Here is an 18,840-nt window from a genome sequence, read left to right as displayed (position 1 = left end):
CCTTCTTCCAAGTTCACCATCCCGCGTAGCGTCTGGATCAGGGCCGTCACGTCGTCGGGGCTAACCCCCGGTTTGAGATCCATTCCGTCCATCGTCTTTACTCTGCATCTGCTTTCATCGTTCACCGCTTCTATCGCCCACCTGGATTGAAAACGGTAGGGCCACCGTTTGTCGTCTCACCTCACCTCAGAACGCCCACCTTGATTGGAAACGGTAGGGCCACCGTTTGTCGTCTCACCTCACCTCAGAACGCCCACCTGGATTGGAAACGGTAGGGCCACCGTTTACGCCGGAAGGATTGAACCGGAGTGACGGCGATCTCCGAGAGCGTGTTGCGGTCGCTCACACCGCAGGTCTTAAGACCTGAACTCGTTTCGGGCCGAGCGACACCCCCCTGCCAAGGACGGGACAGGGACCGTTGAAAACCCGATCCGCTGGGGGCAGCGGTAACTTCAGTACACACCTGGACGGGTTAAAAAGCAAGCGAAAAATGGGCTGTATATTTTCTGATTTACCGTCTCTTTACCCGATACAGGGTACGTAAAAAAGCCAATAAAACAGTTTAATAGTACGCCTGTCTTTTTTCTCTCTGTGCAACGTGATTTTTTGAGGGTATCGATGCAACCGCGCACGCAGTGACGCTACGTTGCGCTTTCTAGCCACCTAACAGACCGTCACGCCCCGGCGCTGGTCGGCGACGATGCCGCGTCCTGGGAAAGGCAGTGCTTTGGAGTAACACCTCGCGTCCTGATGAGGGTTATTGGAGGGCATGGACATTGTTGGGGTACGGGTGAATAGTTGGTAAGGTGCAGGTAAGGTCTTGGCAAGGTGCAGGTAAGGTCTTGGTAAGGTGCAGGTAAGGTCTTGGTAAGGTGCAGGTAAGGCGTTGGTAAGGTATTGGTAAGGCGTTGGTATATACCTCCCCTTGAAGAACTGATAGACGGTGCAAAACGGGTCCTCATCAAACAGGTTTGTTCAAGTAATCAATTAAATTCTGCGGCGTCGATGCGGCGGCCAGATTGCGCGCCCGTTCATCATAGCGGGCGCGCGCATGAGGTCCGCCCCACTCGCGGGTGACGCTGGTCAGGGGCCGTTGACCGGAGGCGGGCGGGGGTGCGGCTGGGGGTGATGTCGCTTCGGCGGCAGCGGGCGGTGCAGGCCGCGGCGGGACAGCAGGCGTTGGCTTCTGACGTCGGGCGCGGTCTTCAGACGGTCCTAGGAGGGCGTATGCATACTTATAGAAGGTTTGATAGGTTCCCTGATAGCCACCGAGGCGGACGAGTTCGGCATGGATTTGTGCATAAGTCCACCCCGCCGCCCGTTTTTGACGAATTTGCGGTTCTAATACCGTCACGCATTCTTTATCCGTTTTAAAAGGTGCGGGGCGTTTGGCATTTTGAAACGCAGCCTGGAGGGCCGCTTGCGGGTCGGGCGGCAGCGGATCAGTCATCGAAGATCGCCTTTGCACTGGGCGAGAAACGGGCGGGCTGCAAAGATCCCGCCACGCCCGTTTCTACCGTTACGCAGCCGCGCCGCGAGCATGGGCCCCAGCGTCACGCCAAGCGCTGGGCGGGGCGGGTGTGGGGTTAGCGGGGTCCGCTTGCTCTGCGGAATCCAGTCCTAGCAGGGTGCGCGCTGGGTAGATCTGTTGTTCATAATCCTGCAACCAATTGCGTACGCGCACCCGATCAGCCAGTGGCAATTGACGTCCCCGGCCTTGACCCAGCGCGCCCTCTTTGAAGGTCAGATTAAAGACGTCCAGCAGCGCATAACTACGGGCTTCTAGGGGGGGCATCGTAATGATTACGCCCCCGGCATCCAGCACGGCGGCTTTACCCAGGCTGGAAGGGAAACGCAAACCATCGCGGTCGGTGCCATCAAACAAAATAAAGCTGTCGCGTGGGCCAAACGCCAGGTTTTTTACGACGACATAATTCACCTTCGGACCAAAGGCTTCCAAACTTTCTTGGACGGTGCGCACCGAGGCCAGCACCGGGGTCATGACGATCACCACCGTAATGGCATAGCCCTTATCCCAGTATTCGTCAAAGAGACCGCGTGGGGCAGCCCCATAGTCGATAACCTTGCCCAGCTCACCGACGAGTCCACCGGGGAGATCAAACAAGAGCCGTTCGGGTTCGTCAGCGAGCGCATTGATCAGTACATCGCGATCATCATCCGCGCGGATATCGAAAAAGCCACAACCAATCTTGGGATCTTGAAGCGGTAACAAAGCGCCACGTTCGTCGCGTTGGCCGTAATGTTGAACCAACTGACCAACTTTGCCGTCGGCGTCATAGGCGGCGACTTCTTTGGCTTCGAGCCGATACAGATCGAGGAGGCCGCGCGCGAAGGTCGTTTTCCCGGCCCCGCCTTTATTACTTAGCACAAAAACAGCCCGACGGTTCATACGGAGGCCCCTTGCGCCCGAAAGAGTTCGCGGACCCGCGACGGCGGCTCTTCCAAAGAGCGCAAGCCAGGGTTGATGGTCTCCAGGAGGGTCACGGTCGGCTCAGGCGTCGAGGCGAAGGTCGGGGTGTTAGTGGGATCGTCAAACGTTGGCTCGGTCTCCTGCGCCTCGCCCACCACGGGTGTTAACGACGCCACGAGCGCTTCGGTGGCCTCTAACGAGGCGCTTTCTTCCGCCGTCATCGCGTCAGCGGCTTCGTCTGGGGCGGGTGCGTCGGGGGCATCCGCGTGCGCGGGGCCGCTTCCGGTGCGTTTGAGCAACATGGCGTGATAGTCAGGACTCGCATTGACCGTCGCCGCACCGTCTTGGGCATCGCGCACCCGCCGCCCTAAGCCCCAGGCGAGACGTTCGATCACCCCGCAGGCCCGATAAAAGTGGCGAAACAGCAGATTACCGCGTTTCAGTTGTTCGGCCGTTGGGATCAGGCCGTGATACCACGCCTGATCAACGCTGCACAGCGTCTGCTCCAAGCGGGTCAGTAAGGTCACATACGGACGGGCACGGGGTGTGCGCAGCGTGAGATTCAGCGTGACCGGATCGGTGTACTGAACCTCCGCATCCCTCGGCGCGGCTTTTAACGCTTTGGTGATCCACTGCTGTTCCGCCGTGACCAACGCGCTCAAGCGGGTCAGCTCCTGATCCATGGCGCTGTGAACTTGCGTAATCTCGGCGGCGTAGTCGTGGCTCGCGCGACCGCGCAGCAACACCAAGACGTCGGCAAGAAACAGCGCGGCTTCTAGACGTTTGAAGGTGCGGTTGTAGGTTTTGACGCCGATATGCGTCGAGAGCGTGAGCGGAGAACGCATCACGGCGCGCGTGTGGGTCGAAACGGTCGGATTGAGGGGGGGCACGAGGGTGGTCATGGGCAGGCTCTCCAAGCAAAAGGAACATCGACAAACAACGGGCAGAGCGCATCCGGCAAATCAGCGCGGATCGCTTGGGTCCAGAAGGCCATGGCGTGCGCATCGCGCCAGAGCCAATTCAGGCCAACGGCTGGCATGAGCGCACCTGCCACCAACCCCGTCCAATCCGGGGTCACGCGAATAGGGGCGGGTTGCACGGTGTAATGGGTCGCTCGGTGGACCGCGAGCAGGCCCCGCGGCATCACCGCTGGGGACCAATGGCCCAGCGGCGTGGCGTCCGCCGTCCAGAGCGTGATGTGCCAGGCGTCAAGATCGCGACCTAACCGATACAGTAACGCCAAGCAAAACACGAGATAGGTCCACAGATCGGCGGCCTGCGCACTCGCTTCCACGGTCTCGCCGACCGGCAAGAGCACGGCGCGACGGCGAAAGAGCACGCGCTCGGCGGCGCGCAGCCGCTCATCCAGTAACGTCGTCTTGGGATCGGTCACGGCGGGCAGCGCCTGGACATAGCCGGCAAACGCGGTCAGGAGGGAGCCATACACCTGATCGAATTGATGCTGGGAGCAGCCACTGAGCTTATAGAGTTCCTGAAGGTGCGCGGTGCGCCCCGCTAGCAGTTCGGCGGGCGATTGCAGCGCCAGGCGCTCGACAGCGGCCGCCGTGGGCTTCACCAGAACCCCCACACCAGCACGGCCAGCACGAACAAGCCCAAGGCCAACAGACGGGGGATGGGATTGGCACGATTGACGTAGCTCATCTCTGGCCTCAGAGGTATTTTTTGAACTTGCTTAACGTGCGCTGCATGAAATAGCCAAACAGCAGCGTAAACGGGCCAAACAGCAGCGTCGGATGCACCGACCACGGCGCGATGAGGTACAGAAAGATGGGGACGGACGCCATGGGCCGGATCATTTTTTTTAAGTGGTGATACATAAAACTACTTTCCGCGCCGCCGCCGAACCGGCGCAGATCCCGCATCACCAAGCCATCGATCACCCCCATGAGACCCATCAAGAGAAAGACCGGCAGCGTGAGCCAGACCACCGCCAGGCGCGCGCCGACCAACTGGGTGACATAGGTTGCCGCGAGTAAATAATCGCCAAAATGGCGTAGGGTCTGCCGTAACGGGGTGGGTCCTGGATACGGTAACGTCGGGTCGGCCACGATCCAGCGCACGATCCATTCCAGGCCGCTCCAGTGATAGAGCATCTGTGCACCCCAGTAGGCCCAATCGATCACGCGCAGGGTGAACTCTGCCGCTGTAAAATCGGCTTTGAGCCAGGAAAGCTCCGTGCGCAGCACGTCTTGGCTATGCGCCGCACCCGGCAGGTCCCACCAGTGAAAGCCAATACCGGCCCATTCCACCAGGATGGAAATCCACCACCCCGCGATGGTCACCGTGAGAAAGGCCATGGCGTGATCGAGGAGGCCCGCTAAACTCCACGGCCGCCGATAAACAGGTTCGGGCGGGGCATAGGGACGACGGTCTCTCATGCGCGGTCTCCAGACGCGGTGACGCGCTCGTCAGCGGGCGCGGGGTCGTACCATTGCCGCGCCGTGTCCTCGTGCGTGAGCGTCGTCCACGCCAGGGGGGTGGCGGGCGCTGGGGCGGCGCTGGAGGTTCCTGGTGCCACCGACGGTGCCGTGGATGCACTCGGCGTTGCCGCCGTCAGCGGGGTAACGGTCTCCTCAGCGGCGGCGCTCGATCCAATCTGGCCCCAGAGGGCGGCCCGGTTAATCGAATCCTCTGGGCGGATTTCGACGCCCTTGGCGCGCTGATACCGGCTTTCCATGTCCTGCGCAATCGCATCCAAATCCCGGGGCAGCGCGCGGCGGGTTGTGGCGATTTCTGGAAACTGCACCTTGTACAATTGCCCCCCGGCCATCAGTACAAAGGCATGGCCGCGCGGCAATTGCATGAGATACCCCGCCTCCAACAGCGGCACCGTCTGGGTCGAGACACGATCTTGCATGTTGGAGGTGAAATGCACCGGCGAGTCGGGTTCGGAGGAATCCGTCGCCCCGGACACCAACATCATCATGTTGACTTCCACTTTACCCAGGCGCTTGGCGAGCAACTCGGCGGTATCCAAATCGGCCACGCGCAACATCACAATCGTATTGCTGGCATTGCCAATGACTTGACCTGCGCGATCGCGATTGCCAAGACCGGCGGCAATATCAGCCAGCGTCTGGGTATAGAGCGAAAACCGCAGACCCGCGCCGCGCCCTTTGTTTAAGGCTTGGATGATTTCCGGCCCGCGCACCAGTTCGGAGAATTCATCCAAATGCAAGCACGTTTCCGGCAAGGTTTCGGGCAACGCCAAGTGATCGCTTAACCCGTGTTTGTAGAGTTCACCCGCATACGCCACGATGTCGGCGAGCATCCCCTGCCCGACCGCCGCGGCCACTTCGGAATCCGAAAGCGCGTCGAACCCACAGTACACAATGGCGCGTTGGCGAATCGCCTGGGTCCATTCCAAAATCGGCCGGGGATCGTCGGGATCGGTGTAGTCGGGGTTAATCAGTTCACCCACCCGCCCCGCCAGCAACTTCTCCAGTAACGGCTGCACGGCGACCGAGATCTTGTCGAAAAAGGTCTTCTCGTACTCAAACGCCCGTTTCAGGCCATCCGCCACCGGGTCGTAGAGTTCATGCGCTTTATAAAACTGCACCAGTTGCAACGCGCGCGGATCACGCCCTTTTAAATAGCGCGGCGTTTCGGTTTTCGGCTCCGGCGTCGGCCCCACGATTAAATCTCGCCAACCCGGTGGGCCTTCGCGATCCAGCCACTGCTCGAAATACCGCACCAGCAACGGATCAATGTTGTTCATGCATTTGAGCGTCTTGCGATAATCCGGCCGTTCGCCTAACGCCACCAGCGCGCGGGCGATGAGGTGCGTAAATAACCAGGCAAATTGCCGAAAGGCTTCCGCATTGTCTTGGCTCGGCAACTGATTCGCTACGCGCGTGGCGACTTCCGTAACCCGCCCAAACCGACCAATCGGGTTGTAACGGGCGGATTGATCGGGATAGCCTAGATGAAAGAAATAAAACGGCCGTTTTACGCGCAACGCTTCCTCATGGAGGCGGCGAAATAAGTCCGGGTCGCCTTTGGGGTCCATGCAAATCACCGGATTGCCCCGGCGGATGTCTTGCATCATCGCCCATTCAGCGGCGCGCGTTTTCCCAACGCCGGTGGTGCCGACATAAAAGATATGGCCCTGTCGTTCCGCGTGGGGCAAGATCGTCCGCCGTTCGCCTTCTAAAAGACCCACACCGTGTAGAGCGGGTAAACCGCTTAAAGGGTGGGCGTTCTCTAGCCGTCGCAAAGACCGACCTGGCTCTAGGAAGCGCCGGTTCGCCGCGCGCGTGGCATCCCACAGCCGCTGTGTATGCCGAGCAGTCCAAAGGAATCCGCGGCCCAAAAACAACCCTTTGGGATCGGGATGGAGGGCCTGATCGGAGAGGCGATAGAGGCGATTACGCCGTAAGCCCCGCTGATAACGCAACACCCGCGCACCCTGATAAAACCGCCACACCGCCATGACGCTAAGCCCCACGACGACGAAGCGACTCCACGTCGGCGTGAGCATCATCAGATCCGGTGCCCGATAGGTGATGGCGGCAAGACTCGCAGCGGCCAGACTGCTGGAGAACTCCACCGGGGGGCGTAACAAGGCTTCAATCGGATAGCTGGCCATGGGTGTTCTACCAACGGCGCTGCCGGTCGAGGTCGCGTTGGCGGTCCAGTTCCCGCTCGCGGGCGTCAAGGTCGCGTTGGCGCTCGAATTCGCGTTGGCGGTCGATCTCGCGTTGACGCTCCCATTCCTGTTGTTGGCGCTCGCTCTCCCGCTGTCGGTCGAGTTCGCGTTGGTGGTCCAAGGCCCGCTGATGCTCCCGTTCCCGGTCCTGTTCAAGCACCTGTAAAGCCGGTTGAGCGTCCTGGCGGTGGTCCTGCGCTTTAGCCATGAGTGCCTCCAGAGAGTGACAACAGAGGCTGAGTAGCTTGACAGTCTTTTTGGAATATGATACGGCTTAAAGCCATCCAACCGAGGTCAGACCGATGACGCACTCTGAACACGAGCCTTTGGGCCAGATCCTGTTTAAATGGCTGTTGGCGGTGTTTGTCCTGGGCTGCCTGATCTGGGAGTTCATTGCGCATGGGACTGAGGGGTTTTTGGGGGCGGGAATTTGGTTGTTTTTCGCTTACCTGTGCTTTAGCCCGAATAAAAGAAGACCCGCCTATTCGGAAAATCCCTTTCAAATAGAAATTGAACAAGAGAGGCTCAATACCCAGATGGATACTGATCCTCTTTATAAGATGTACACCCATAATCTCAATCATAATAAGTAGCCTTGTATCAATAACTATTTGAACAGATTCAGGAACCTTATTAGGACGCATCGATGCCTCAATCCTTCACTTTTATGTGTGGTAGCCTCACTCTCGTACTGCTCATTGCGCTACCACCCAGGCCGCCTATTTGACGTGATGAGGCTAGAAGAGACTCACCTGCCATTCTCGAACCCGCATTCGGCCCACCGGCCTCTGCGATCAAATACAACATCAACATGGGCAAGATCAGGTAGAACACGGCGGTCGTGAACATCAGCATGACGCGCTCTAAGGTCGCGTTGTGGGAGACGAGCGCCTTGGCGATGGCCTTCACGCTAAAGCTCGTCGCATCCGGGTAGAGCGTAAGAAACAGCCGATCATCGATGTAGTCGGCGAAGGCCCACAACGAGGGCAGGATGCTTAAGACAAAGATGAGCATGAGACCCTTAATCAATCCCATGCCGCGCATTTCGCCAATGACCAAGAAAAGTCCCCACAGCATGAAAATGGCCATCAGCAAAAAGGGCTGTAAAAGGTTGGCGCTGATTTTGGTGAGGTAAATGCCGACCCTATAACCCGCGATTTGGCTGGCGAGGTTTTCGGCAATGTCGGTAAAGGCAAAGAGCGCGCTCCCGATTAAGGCGTCTGACCATCCCCAATCGATGGATTTAGACGTCATTTGCCGGGCATTGGTGAGGAGCATTTGTCGGGCGATGGTGTCTTCTGCGTCTTCAACGGAGGTCTTAATACCGCTGTAGAGCGTGCAGAGCGCGCTGGGGAGGAACGCTTTGCCCGGACAGGTGCCCGTTTGAAGGGCCATGGCTTTTTTCTGAAGGGCGTCACCGCCCGCTTTCACGAGTTGTGCTTTCAGACCGTGGCTTCCGTCGTTCCACCATTCCTCACACGTCGGTAGCCCTTGGTTTTTCGCGGCTTGATAACGACTGACGTCGGAATCGCGGCTGGCGTTGTACCCAAAGCCATTGACCGGGTTTTGGGCGCGCAAGGGCGCGATGATGCATAACTTACCGGCGGGCGTGGTGGGATCGCCGCCCCCGCTACAGGGTCTGTAGAGGTTTTCGAGATAGAATTTCGAGCCGAAATACACCAGTTGCTCTTGGCGTTCTTGATCCGTGCTGCCATATTTTTTTAAGAGTTCTTCCATGTACTCCCGGCCTTTGGGCACATTTTCATCGTCTAAGAACGAGCGAACGACCCGTTGGGCGCGCCGTCCACACTCTTTTTGAAAGCGCTCTACGCTGGCGCGCAGCGTATTGGGGTCTTCCGCCGCGCTAAAGTCCAAGGTGTTCATCGCCAAACTTAAATCCGTCAGATCCTGCACACACGGAATCGCTTTGTTCACCACGCTGTTAAAGCCCGACGCCAGCACCATGGCGAGATAGGGCAAAAGCGGTGCGTTTGCGCCTTCAACCTCCCCAAACCCGTATTCCTTACTTTTTAAGGTTTCGTACTTTTCCCCGAGCGTCGCCAGACTCTCCCGGCCACAACGGTTTTGGACTGTGGTGGTGGTGACTTTGATGGGCACGATGGGAATGAGGCCCAACGTCAAAACGAGCACATAGATCGCGAGGCGAAGAATCAAACTCCGGGAACCGAGGCCCGGGTCACCGCCCTGCTCGGCATAGTGGAGCGCGGCATCAAACACAATGCGGGCGACGGGATAAATCACCCCGCCCATGGCGACGAGTAGCAGAAAAAGCGAGGCATAGACCTGCCAGCCGTAAAGGGTGAGATACCCTTCTAAAATGCCGCTCACGGACATGGTTCACCCCCGAATCAGCCAAAAAGGCCCTTGGGCTAAGAGAAGATCGCTGGCCAGGAAGGCGGCAAAAATGCGCCACGACCACTGAGTGGCGCGGTCCCACGGGGTGATGCGAAGGGCCAGTGGCTGGCGGTATCGATCATTGAGGGCATTCTCGCCCGCTGGGGCTAAGGTCGCCGTCTGGGCAAGGAAACGCTGACGTTGGCGATCCACCCAAAGCGGATACACGCCCCAGGCCAGCACCCCATACAGCGCAGCGCGCAAGGCGCTGGCGGGCCACCAGAGTTGGTCGATGAGGTGCTGCGCATCCTCTAAGCGCGCCGGTGTCATCTGCTGCACGACCCAGGGGCCGAGCAGGCCGATGGCGGCCAGCGCCAGCGCCACGAGCACCAACCCGCCGAAGCGCTTGGCCCCGGCGGCGACTTTAGCGAAGGTACGTGGCGTTGTTGACATGGGCGATGTCATCTTGAATCGAGATGATGAGCTTGGTCACTTCCCGCTCAATCACTTCATACGCTTCGCTTTGCGCGATATTGGGTTCTTTCAAGCCCGTCTTTAACGCTTGCATCGCATAGGTGAGCTTGAGCTTTAACCGCTCTACCGCATGGGTGCGGGCTTGATCATCGACGGCGATACTGAGGTTGAACGGCGATAACGCGCGCATCTCCTCCACGGTTGCTGGCGGAATGAGAAAGCCGGTCTTGGTTTCAAATGCTTTACGCTCCAGTTCCCGGTTGACGTACTGTTGCAGCGCTTCAATCGTGTTATCCCGCTCCTCGACATACTTCGCTTGATAACCGATGCCAGGCTTGGATTTCGCCGGTCCTTTCTCGGTGAGTTGATAGGTTTGGTAGCCGTAAATGTCGGTGATGAAATCCACCAACTGACTGGGCGAACCAAAGAGCTGGGTAATCGGGTGCTTATCGCCAGACGATGAGCCAAACGTGCCACTCTCGCCGGCGCCGCGATCGGTCAAGAGATTGATCCCAGCGGTTAAGACGTTTTTGGTGGTTTCAATCGGCTGTTGGCCATCACCGCCATAGCGTTTGCCTTCTGCCATCACCACGCCATTTTTCGGGCCTTCCTTGCGCACGGTTTTCATCCGATCATCAATGGTGCCGTCGCCAAAGCCCATTTCGATCCGCATCCGATCACCAATCCCGGCCATGACCAGGTTGTGATAGGGGTTTTGGCCCAGGGCAATTTCTCGTTCGAGCTGTTGACAATCTTTAAAGTTGATCTCAAAGAGCTTGAACGCTTCATCCAGTTGTTTGGTGATGACGTTGTAGAGCGTGGGATTGATTTTGTTGAGGATATACGCGGGCAGGGCCGCCACGGCGGCTTGTGCGGCGCTGACAAACATCTGGGGCAGTTGCTTAAACTTATTAATCGCTGACTTGATCATCTGTTCGACCGTATCGAACGGATCGAACTTGCCGCAGGAGTACCCAAACCCAGCGGAAAAGTTGGCGTTCACTTGAAGTTTCTTGCTGTACGTGGCGGGGCGCAGGTTGTCGGTATCAGCCCCCGCGCCCACGCCAAACGCCCAGCCGGTGGTTCCGGCCGGGACGTCATCGGAGCGGACGCCTTGCCCGAGTTTGCCTTTGATTTCATCTAAGCGATTGTCGGCCCACGCCGCCGAGAACGGATTTAAACGCTCGGTACGGGAAGGGCCTCCAGCCAAGAGAACGCTTAACGCGACGACCAACAGCCACGGCAGGGCCGGGGAATTCAAGGGTGTGGTGGTTAGGCGTTTCATGCCTCGGTCTCCTGGCGGTGTTGACGGCGACGTTGCGTGAGGTCCTCGGCAATCTGAATCGCGGCGTCCAGTTCGCTGATGTGGTGTTCGTTCATCAGCCGCAGACGCTGATTCTTTTCAGCGCCCTCGGTTTGAGCGAGCGCTAAGGCCAGCGCGGGGGGAACAAATCGTAAGAGCGCCGGGGCATGTCTCTCCGAGAGCAAGACGCCTTCAACATAGTGGCCGGGGTCTTTCAGTGCGAGCGTCAAGAGGCGCTGCTCTTCGGCGCTCATGTCGCGAAAACGCGCGACTTGGCGGGCTTCATGCGCGCCCATGCAGAGCAGCACCCAAAATTCGGCTTGCGAGAGGATTTGTTTGGCGAGTTCGCTCGCATCCGAGAAATCTTGCGTGGCAAACAACAGCCAGGTGTGGAGCTTGCGCCACACCTTGGTACCGACAATAAAGCCCTGAACGAGGAGGGGCGTTTTAGCGATGTAATGCGCCTCATCAAAACAAACTTCCGTATGACGGCCAGAGGTTTGATGATGTTCGCTTTGCGCGGTAATGCTCGCCAAAAGCGACAGCACCGCCAACGCCAACATGTCGTCGTTGCCGCTGTGGGTCAAAACCCCTAATTCGACGTGAAAGACATCGACATCGGTGGCAAAGCCGGGGCTATGGCGATTAAACAGTTGCCCGCGTAACCCTTGGGTCCACAGCGCCAGCGCATCGGCGAGTGCGCGCAGGTGCAGACGAATTTCCGGGATTTTTTCGTCCTCTGCCATGAGAAGCAGGGCGTTACGGACATCCAGGGGGCGCGCGTGGGGATCGCCCGCCTGCGCGCTCGCTTCCAACCCCCGCAATAAACCCGTTTGAATCGCCGCGCGATCGGAGGTGGTGAGGGCGTCCAGTTCGCGCGTCCGCCCACCGGTGATCATCAAGAGCGTCATGTACAGCATCTCGTCGATATACGAGCGTTGTTCGCCATCACCCTCGCCCTCGCCGGTCGCCAGAAATTCACCCCGATGCTCGGCGAGCGCTTTGGCGGTTTCGAGATACGGCGGGTAACACAAGGTGGGATCGAGCGGGTTAAACACGATTTCCCGCACCGTGAGGCCCTGGCGCGCGTAGTACGCGCACATCAGTCCGAAGGAATTACCTTTTTCGATGATGATTTGGCGCGGACGATTGACCGCCATCGACGACATCAGCATGTTAATGAGCGTGGCGGATTTGCCAGAGCCGGTTTGGCCGAACACCACGGTATGGGCGACCCGCGCACGATCTGCCGGATGGTAAAAATTCATGTGGAAGCACTGGCCATCGCGCCGATGCCAGCCGACGAAACACGGATGCGCGGTGCCCGTGGCGCGACCGAAAAACGGCAAGACGGCGGCGATATGCGCGGCATGGGTGAGCCGCGAGCGCAGCGCGTGACGGCGGTCGTAGCGCCAGTCATAGACCATGGGTAAGTTGCGCACGAAACTGTCATCCGCCAATAAATCGTACTTCGCAGGAATCGGCGTAAATCCCGCGAGCGCCAAGACATTCGTCGTGGCTAAGGTGTCGTCGTCTAAGCGTTGCAAGCTGGGCGCACGCAGGTAAACGCCCATTTGGGTGTTAAAAATGAGTTCCTGTTGCCGCCGCGCGGCTTTGGCGACGGCCAATTGTTCAGCCGCCGCGTGGGCGCTTTCCGAGGTCGTTTGATCGACTTTGAGTTGCATCTGATCCAAGTGCTCGTCGATGGCGAGCGGCGACCGGGGAATGAGCGTCCAGGTCAGGATGCTGTTGGGTGGGAGTCGATCCCAGGGGCAGGCAATCACGCCTTTTTCGTTTTGCGTATCGAGCGTGAACCCCATCAGCCGGGGGATGTTGAATGCCCTGGAGCGTTAAAAAGCGCGTATAGCACTCGCCAAAGCGCCAAACGCCCCGATCACGCTCCGGGTCGCGCTCCGGAATGGGCACCGGTGGCAGTTGCGCCAGGTGTTGGGCCAGTTCCCACGCGGCGGTGCGCTCCTCCAGCGGGGGCAAGGGTCCGCAGGCGGTCAAATACGCCTGCGGTGAGGCAAAGCCCGGCACGAGGGGCGTCAACCAGGGCAACAACCACGCGCACAGACCGTCTTCATCCACGCGCGTCACCCGCACCCCAATCGATTCCAAGCCCGTCAAAAAGGGGTGAATGGCGAGATTGAGCCACTGCGCGGGCGTATGGCGGCGCTTTTTCCACGCGGACGGGGGCGCTTTCCGGTACACGCAGGCATGAATTTGCTGATCAATCGCCCGCCAGCCCTTCGGCCGATCCCCCGCTTGCGTCACCCGCGCATCATCAAAGATACCGCGACTGTCGCGCATCAAGTCGCTGTGCGCGCGCGTGACCGCAAACCACTGCTGCGTATAGGGGCTCTCGCGCACGTCGGCCGGAGTTGCGGCCTCCAATTGGTCGGCGACATTCGGCGGTTCGCGATTCTCCAGATACAGCTGCAGGATCGTCGGGTACGGATCGTCCTCGTTGGGCAATAAGCCCAACACCTGATCCAGTTGCCGATTAAATTCCGCCAAACGTTCCGGCGCGCGGGCCTCTAAATCCGCCGCGCCCAGGCGAAACACCGCGCCAACGGAGCAGCCATCATCCAGGAGAAAGACGCCTTCAGCGGGGTCATAACGGGCGAACGGCAGATAATCGCTAAACGCGGGATAGCTGTGAAAGAGGTCGCGAAACTGCGCAACCCCTAACGGCGGCGTTCCGGTTAAGGGCCAATCGCCGCTCAATCGATGGAGAATTTGGGCATACCACGGCGTGCGGGAAAAACGCCGTGAGGCTGGATTGGGACTGGCGCCCTTCATGGCGCAACGCCCGAATACAGCCCTTCGCCCGGCCGGGCATAGTACAGGCCCTCCCGCAGGGGAAACGCGGTGTAATACCCCGGCACCGGCAAATCCCCGCTCAAATGCGGATAGACATAGCCGACGATTTCCGGATTAGGCAGGCGCTGAAAATCCTGCTGGAGCGCACCCAAGGCGGCCAGACTCCCGCTGGAGGCGGCATCGCCGAGCGCGGCGGCCTCCGCGCCGCGCCAAGCGACCCGGATCGCGCCGGGCGTTGGGGCGTTGAGCGGTACGGTGGTTTCCCGTGGGACCGCCCGTTGCATGGGTTGCGTGTCTTCGGAACCGGCGGGGCCGTCGCGCTCGCTCCCGGTGCGCGCGGGTGACGTTCGCTCCGCATGGGGTAAAGCGGCCTGACCGCTCAGATGGCGCTCATAGGTTTCCAGGGTGGTGGGGCCTTCATCGGGGAGGAGGTCGCTCTCGCGCGGACCGGAGGCGCACCCGGCGACGGCCACCAGGAGGGCGGCAAGGACAGGACCCGACAGGAGGCTGAACCGAGCACGCTGCGATAGGTCACGCCCTTTTTGGAACCGGGTACGGCGCTGAGGTGGCGTGGGGCGCGGGTGGCGCAGGGCCAGCCGTTGAAGCGGGCAACGGTGCGCCCGCCCGCCAGGCGATCCGCTGGCGGTCATTTGCATCTGCATCAACCGTTGTCCTCGGCACTGTTCAATCCAATGCTTGGGCATGAAGGTCCGCTCCACGGTAGTCGTACTGTAATTTGCGACCGTTGGTGTCGTAGTCGATGGGAATTTGGTCTTCGACGAAAATTTGCACATCAATCCCGGAGGGCACATACACGACGTCAAACGCATCTTCCGCCCGCTCGGCGACGTAGTGGGCAATTTCATTGGCGGTGTTACCCAAGCCTTTACCCAAGGCGTATTCGTAGGTATTGCCTGAAAGGTAGGTGGAGAGCGTTCCGCTCTCGCGCTGGGTGGTGAGTTGCGATTGGGCGTAGGCGTTGGCGAGGCCATCTAAAAACGCGGCGATTCCGCGATCTTTCAAATAGCTCCCCGCGTTATTGAAGTACCGCCCCCGGATACAGGGTTTTCCCCAGCGATCGGTGAGATAGCCTAAGTTATCCACCACCGACGCGGTGGCGTCCGTGTCGCCTTTGCCTTTGCGCACGGTATGAAGGCGCCCATCTTCAAAGGTAAAGGTCACGGTATCGAGATAGGCCCGCACGCAGGATTGCTCCCGGACCCCGACGGCATAGCCGGTCCAGACCGCGTTGACGATACCGGGAATCCGATGGCCATTGGTCGCTAGGTTGGTGGCCCCGGTGATCAGTTTGAAGCGAAACGGATCGCGCAGGTTGTTGCGAAACGGCACTCGGCCGACCAGCGGCGTCATGGTGGCGTTGTTGACGAGGGTCGCGGCATCCGGGATCGTGTAAATGGGGATGACCGCGCTCGCCCCGTCTTTGCCCGGGCGCACGGTGAAGGGATAGGTTTTGGGCGCGAGCGAAACGGCAGTGGTCGCGCTCGTGGTAACAGGCGGCGTGGAGGTCCCGCGCGTTCCGTAGGGCGTGAGCGTGACGTAATGGCCCTTTAACCCCTCCAGGCGTTTGCTCGACGCGCTCGCCCCGGAGCGCACCTCGCCGTCCAAGGGGGGCTGGTTGGGGTCGAGCGCGCGTTCCAGCGGGGACACGGGAGACGGAGCCCCGGGAGATCCGCCGCCCTGAAGGCTGGCTAGACGATCTCTGAAATCCTCAAGCCCCGGAATTTGCTGCAACTGTTGCAGGAGATCGGGCGCAAGTTGCGCCGCCCCTAAAACCCCTTCTTTCGGCGGCGTCGGGGGCTTCGCAGACGACTCTACCGGCGGGGCCAGCACCCGATTGGCTTCCGGTAAGGCGGACCGCACCCGCGCCGCGGCGTCTCGCTCTGAGGTCCCGGCTTGGTGTAACGCACTCAGTTCCTCTTTCAGCCGGTCGATTTCGGTTTTGAGCGCCGAATCCGTCGCAGGCGTCGTCGCCTCTTTGATCTTTTGATCCACAGCCTCTTGAGCGGCTTTGAGCGCCTGGCTTAAGCGATCCACCGCTTGCTGCGATTGCTGGGTGGCTTGGCGCGTCGCCTCTTGCACCGCCTGTTGCGTTTTACGCTCGGCTTGATCCCGATCTTGCACCCGGGCGTTTTCGGCTTGATCAAAGCGATAGCGCATATCCTGGAGCAAGGTCGTCATCTTGCGCAGCTCATCGGCATACGTCGGATCATCGCCCCGGCGCGGGGGCGGTTCTTCGCGATGCGCTTTGATCGTAGAAATGGACGGCACTTCGCGCGTGAAGATCGCATAGCCCGCCAGACCGCCCAGGAGCAGTAACCCTCCAATGGCGACTTTAGCGACGGGCGGTAAGGGCAGCGTCATCACGGATCGCCTCATCAAAGGGTTGATCGGTTACCACCGCCCACACGGTGCCACTGTGGCCACTACCTTGGGGACCTAAGATAGGATGCAAGGCGGCGACAAAGCGCAAATGCCCCCGCAAGGCGCGGGGTTCAAACGGGACTTGCGCCGGACTGTGATTGAACACCCCGACCGCCGTGACATAGAACGGCTCGACTTTCCATTGCGCGAGCGGGCGGGTTTCGAGAAACGCGGATTGCACCCGCAGCCAATGGGCGGTGGACGCGGTACTCACCTTAAGGCGACTGGCGTTGAGTTTGGGAATGAGACGCGCGGGGCCGGTGTAATGGGCGAGCGCAAAGCGAGCCAGTTCAGCGTAGTGCGGTCCCGCTGCCGCCGACGTTTCTTTTTTCAAAAACGGCGGCAGCAACGCGTGGGCGGCGCGTTCCATCCGCGCCCGTTCATCGACCGGATTCGCCTTGACCGCCTCCAGGACCGGATCAGTGATCACCAAAGGTCCAGGGATCGTCCCGTCGCGACCGGCTTCGACTTGCAATTGATACAGCGTCCCGCTCACCGAGGTGGCTAACACGCGCACGGGGGCAAAGGGCGTGCGCGCCGTCCAATGGAGCGTTCCGGTGGGGGCTAAGATGATTTGCGATTGGCCCTCCACGTCTTTGGGGACCTCCAAATCCGCAATCGGCTCTGGAAAATCAATGCGCCGTTCCTGACCGACCAACAAAGGCGTCGGAATGGGATTGTTCTGCCAGATGGCGGTCAGGGGGGACGAGGGGCTGGCCGCCGTGTCACTGGTCGTTGAAGGCGCAATCGGACGGGACGCACCGGGTGCGAGCGTCGTGACACGGGCCGTGGGCGGCGTGGCGGCGTTCGCCTGGGGTTTTGGGGATTCTGGCGCGCGAAGCGGGGCGACCGCTGCGGCGAGATCGCCCGCCGTGGGCGGCTCTGCCCCAGCGGCCATCGCCGTGAGGGTGAGCCAACTGGCAACCAGAAGAGAACGAGGCGGCTGTAGCGTCATCGGCGTCTCCACATTAAGACGATTTAGGGTCCACCGGTTGCGGACCGGGCGGGGCGTAACAGTCAAACGCCAGTTGAAAGGGGTTTTTATCCAGCGGAATGCCCGGCGCATGGACGATGCGCATGGGGTAATGAATGCGCCGATGGCCGATTTCGACGCCTTTGACGTGGCTTTCGACGTAGAACTCTAAATGCACTTCCCAGACATCCCGGCCGATCCGTTGGACTTTGGCCGGATCAAACACTTCATCCCCCGTGGGCAGGAGCTGTTGGGCGCGGTTTTCGTACAAACTGGCATTGCGTTGCCGATGGAGCGCCAAGTCTTCGCGACAGCGCGGGGTTAAGAAATCACGATAGTGATCGAGATTGCGCAGGTAATCGTGCCCACAGTCTTCACGGCAGTAGTTGAGCTTGACGATTAAATCTTCACCAAAGGCATAGACGTTGATCGGCCAAATCTCATTGGGTTTGATGACATGGGGTTGGGTCATATCCGGGGGCACATGCACACTGAGCAACGTCGGGATTCGCCAGTACGCCACCCCCAGGAGGCCAATGAGACCCATCAGGAGATAAATTATGATTTGGTAGCGGCGCAGCTCCTGATCGCGCCGGGCCGGGTGGGTTTTGGCTTCAGGCATGACGGCGGTTCCAACGGGTGGTCCGTCGCCGCGCAGGCGATGGGCGGGTGCGCTGACTTTGATAGAGGGTTTGGGCGCTGATAAACGGGGCGCCCAGGCGTTTGATCGCTTGTTGATGCTGCTCGAAGTGAAGCGGCTTCCCGGCGCGATTGCGGTGAATCCGGTAGATGAAAAAGCGCGTGAGGCCCAACCACGCTAACAGCCCGGCTGCACATAACAGCGGCGCGAGCCGCAACGTCAACAGGGCCATGAGCGTCATCGGCAGGACCGTAACGAACGCTTTCCCAGTGCAGCGTTTAATTTCACTCCAGGTACACCCAAAGTGAACAATCGGCTCACGATCTAACTCGTGTAAAGCGTGGTCGGGTTTGGGCATGGCGCTATCCGATGGTGATGGTGGGGCTGATGCTGAAGTTGTTCAGCCAATCGACGACCAGCGCGACTAACACGCTCGAAACCACCAGCACCGAGGCGACAAAGGCCACCATTTTGAGAAAACCGCCCCATTCGCCGCGTTGCCGGGCTTCGGCTAAGGCGGAAAACACATCGCCAATGGAGCCGACCGCGCCAAAGCCGAAAATGATCGCAGCGCCTGCAATCACCATGATGACCAGCACCGTGATGACTTTTTCTAAAAAGTTTTTATCTTTAGGAGTTACGCAGTTGAGGGTAATATGTAAAGTGGGTTAGTCAGATAGGTACGGATGGCGGGGCGGATGATGGCGAGTTTTGCTTCAAACCAACT

Annotated in this window: 18 protein-coding genes and 1 pseudogene; 1 reads left to right on the top strand and 18 read right to left on the bottom strand. The window is 59.7% G+C overall.

The features are described 5' to 3' along the window. Positions 1-961: 961 nt before the first annotated feature. The 7 genes from BN873_RS07520 to BN873_RS21305 form a co-directional block, all read right to left on the bottom strand. The gene (locus BN873_RS07520) at positions 962-1,450 is read right to left on the bottom strand and encodes a hypothetical protein (RefSeq protein WP_048672411.1); all 489 of its coding nucleotides are present in this window, start codon (positions 1,448-1,450) and stop codon (positions 962-964) included. 69 nt (positions 1,451-1,519) lie between these two features. Then, positions 1,520-2,410, bottom strand: coding sequence for a nucleotide-binding protein (locus tag BN873_RS07515; protein WP_048672408.1), 891 nt, complete (start codon positions 2,408-2,410; stop codon positions 1,520-1,522). Further along, positions 2,407-3,333 carry a DUF1845 domain-containing protein gene (locus tag BN873_RS07510; protein ID WP_048672405.1) on the bottom strand — a complete coding sequence of 309 codons (927 nt, stop codon included), beginning with the start codon at positions 3,331-3,333 and terminating at the stop codon, positions 2,407-2,409. The genes BN873_RS07515 and BN873_RS07510 overlap by 4 nt, the downstream gene beginning before the upstream one ends. Then, positions 3,330-4,007: a TraI domain-containing protein gene (locus BN873_RS07505; protein WP_048672403.1), complete on the bottom strand. Its 678-nt coding sequence runs from the start codon at positions 4,005-4,007 to the stop codon at positions 3,330-3,332. Before BN873_RS07505 ends, BN873_RS07510 begins: the two co-directional genes overlap by 4 nt. Positions 4,008-4,101: 94 nt before the next feature. After that, positions 4,102-4,830: a TIGR03747 family integrating conjugative element membrane protein gene (locus BN873_RS07500; RefSeq protein ID WP_048672401.1), complete on the bottom strand. Its 729-nt coding sequence runs from the start codon at positions 4,828-4,830 to the stop codon at positions 4,102-4,104. Further along, the gene (traD, locus tag BN873_RS07495) at positions 4,827-7,040 is read right to left on the bottom strand and encodes a conjugative transfer system coupling protein TraD (RefSeq protein WP_048672399.1); all 2,214 of its coding nucleotides are present in this window, start codon (positions 7,038-7,040) and stop codon (positions 4,827-4,829) included. The genes BN873_RS07500 and traD overlap by 4 nt, the downstream gene beginning before the upstream one ends. A 7-nt stretch (positions 7,041-7,047) precedes the next feature. Then, positions 7,048-7,308, bottom strand: a complete 261-nt coding sequence (locus BN873_RS21305; protein WP_139031664.1) for a hypothetical protein — start codon at positions 7,306-7,308, stop codon at positions 7,048-7,050. A 94-nt stretch (positions 7,309-7,402) separates the two neighbouring features. Here BN873_RS21305 and BN873_RS07485 point away from each other — a divergent pair, with 94 nt between their 5' ends. Then, positions 7,403-7,693, top strand: a complete 291-nt coding sequence (locus BN873_RS07485) for a hypothetical protein (protein WP_048672396.1) — start codon at positions 7,403-7,405, stop codon at positions 7,691-7,693. Between the two features lie 58 nt (positions 7,694-7,751). Here the strand turns inward: BN873_RS07485 and BN873_RS07480 are convergent, their stop codons facing one another. The 11 genes and pseudogenes from BN873_RS07480 to BN873_RS07430 form a co-directional block, all read right to left on the bottom strand. After that, complete coding sequence (locus BN873_RS07480; RefSeq protein ID WP_048672393.1) at positions 7,752-9,455, bottom strand: conjugal transfer protein TraG N-terminal domain-containing protein; 1,704 nt, start codon at positions 9,453-9,455, stop codon at positions 7,752-7,754. Between the two features lie 3 nt (positions 9,456-9,458). Further along, a complete protein-coding gene (locus BN873_RS07475) occupies positions 9,459-9,908 on the bottom strand; it encodes a hypothetical protein (RefSeq protein WP_048672392.1) in 450 nt (149 codons plus the stop codon). Continuing rightward, positions 9,880-11,214: a hypothetical protein gene (locus BN873_RS07470; RefSeq protein WP_048672390.1), complete on the bottom strand. Its 1,335-nt coding sequence runs from the start codon at positions 11,212-11,214 to the stop codon at positions 9,880-9,882. Before BN873_RS07470 ends, BN873_RS07475 begins: the two co-directional genes overlap by 29 nt. Then, entirely contained in the window at positions 11,211-13,016 is a 1,806-nt protein-coding gene (locus tag BN873_RS07465; protein WP_171820432.1) for a TraC family protein, read from the bottom strand. The genes BN873_RS07470 and BN873_RS07465 overlap by 4 nt, the downstream gene beginning before the upstream one ends. A 64-nt stretch (positions 13,017-13,080) precedes the next feature. Further along, positions 13,081-14,037 (bottom strand): annotated as a pseudogene (locus BN873_RS20825) (TraC family protein); the annotation flags it as partial. Next, the gene (locus BN873_RS18745) at positions 14,034-14,762 is read right to left on the bottom strand and encodes a hypothetical protein (RefSeq protein ID WP_053085264.1); all 729 of its coding nucleotides are present in this window, start codon (positions 14,760-14,762) and stop codon (positions 14,034-14,036) included. The gene BN873_RS18745 and the pseudogene BN873_RS20825, both read right to left, overlap by 4 nt. Next, positions 14,743-16,440: a TIGR03752 family integrating conjugative element protein gene (locus BN873_RS07450; RefSeq protein ID WP_048672384.1), complete on the bottom strand. Its 1,698-nt coding sequence runs from the start codon at positions 16,438-16,440 to the stop codon at positions 14,743-14,745. Before BN873_RS07450 ends, BN873_RS18745 begins: the two co-directional genes overlap by 20 nt. Then, the gene (locus tag BN873_RS07445) at positions 16,412-17,455 is read right to left on the bottom strand and encodes a DUF3438 family protein (RefSeq protein WP_048672380.1); all 1,044 of its coding nucleotides are present in this window, start codon (positions 17,453-17,455) and stop codon (positions 16,412-16,414) included. Before BN873_RS07445 ends, BN873_RS07450 begins: the two co-directional genes overlap by 29 nt. A 13-nt stretch (positions 17,456-17,468) precedes the next feature. Next, positions 17,469-18,095, bottom strand: a complete 627-nt coding sequence (locus BN873_RS07440; protein WP_048672379.1) for a DUF2895 family protein — start codon at positions 18,093-18,095, stop codon at positions 17,469-17,471. Further along, positions 18,088-18,471 carry a DUF3487 family protein gene (locus BN873_RS07435; RefSeq protein WP_048672375.1) on the bottom strand — a complete coding sequence of 128 codons (384 nt, stop codon included), beginning with the start codon at positions 18,469-18,471 and terminating at the stop codon, positions 18,088-18,090. Before BN873_RS07435 ends, BN873_RS07440 begins: the two co-directional genes overlap by 8 nt. A 4-nt stretch (positions 18,472-18,475) precedes the next feature. Beyond that, complete coding sequence (locus BN873_RS07430; RefSeq protein WP_048672372.1) at positions 18,476-18,712, bottom strand: hypothetical protein; 237 nt, start codon at positions 18,710-18,712, stop codon at positions 18,476-18,478. Between the last annotated feature and the right edge of the window lie 128 nt (positions 18,713-18,840).

This window comes from Candidatus Competibacter denitrificans Run_A_D11, assembly GCF_001051235.1.
Lineage (GTDB): Bacteria > Pseudomonadota > Gammaproteobacteria > Competibacterales > Competibacteraceae > Competibacter_A > Competibacter_A denitrificans.
The sequence above is the reverse complement of the archived record's forward strand: the minus strand, read 5'-3'. Positions and strand labels throughout refer to the sequence as shown.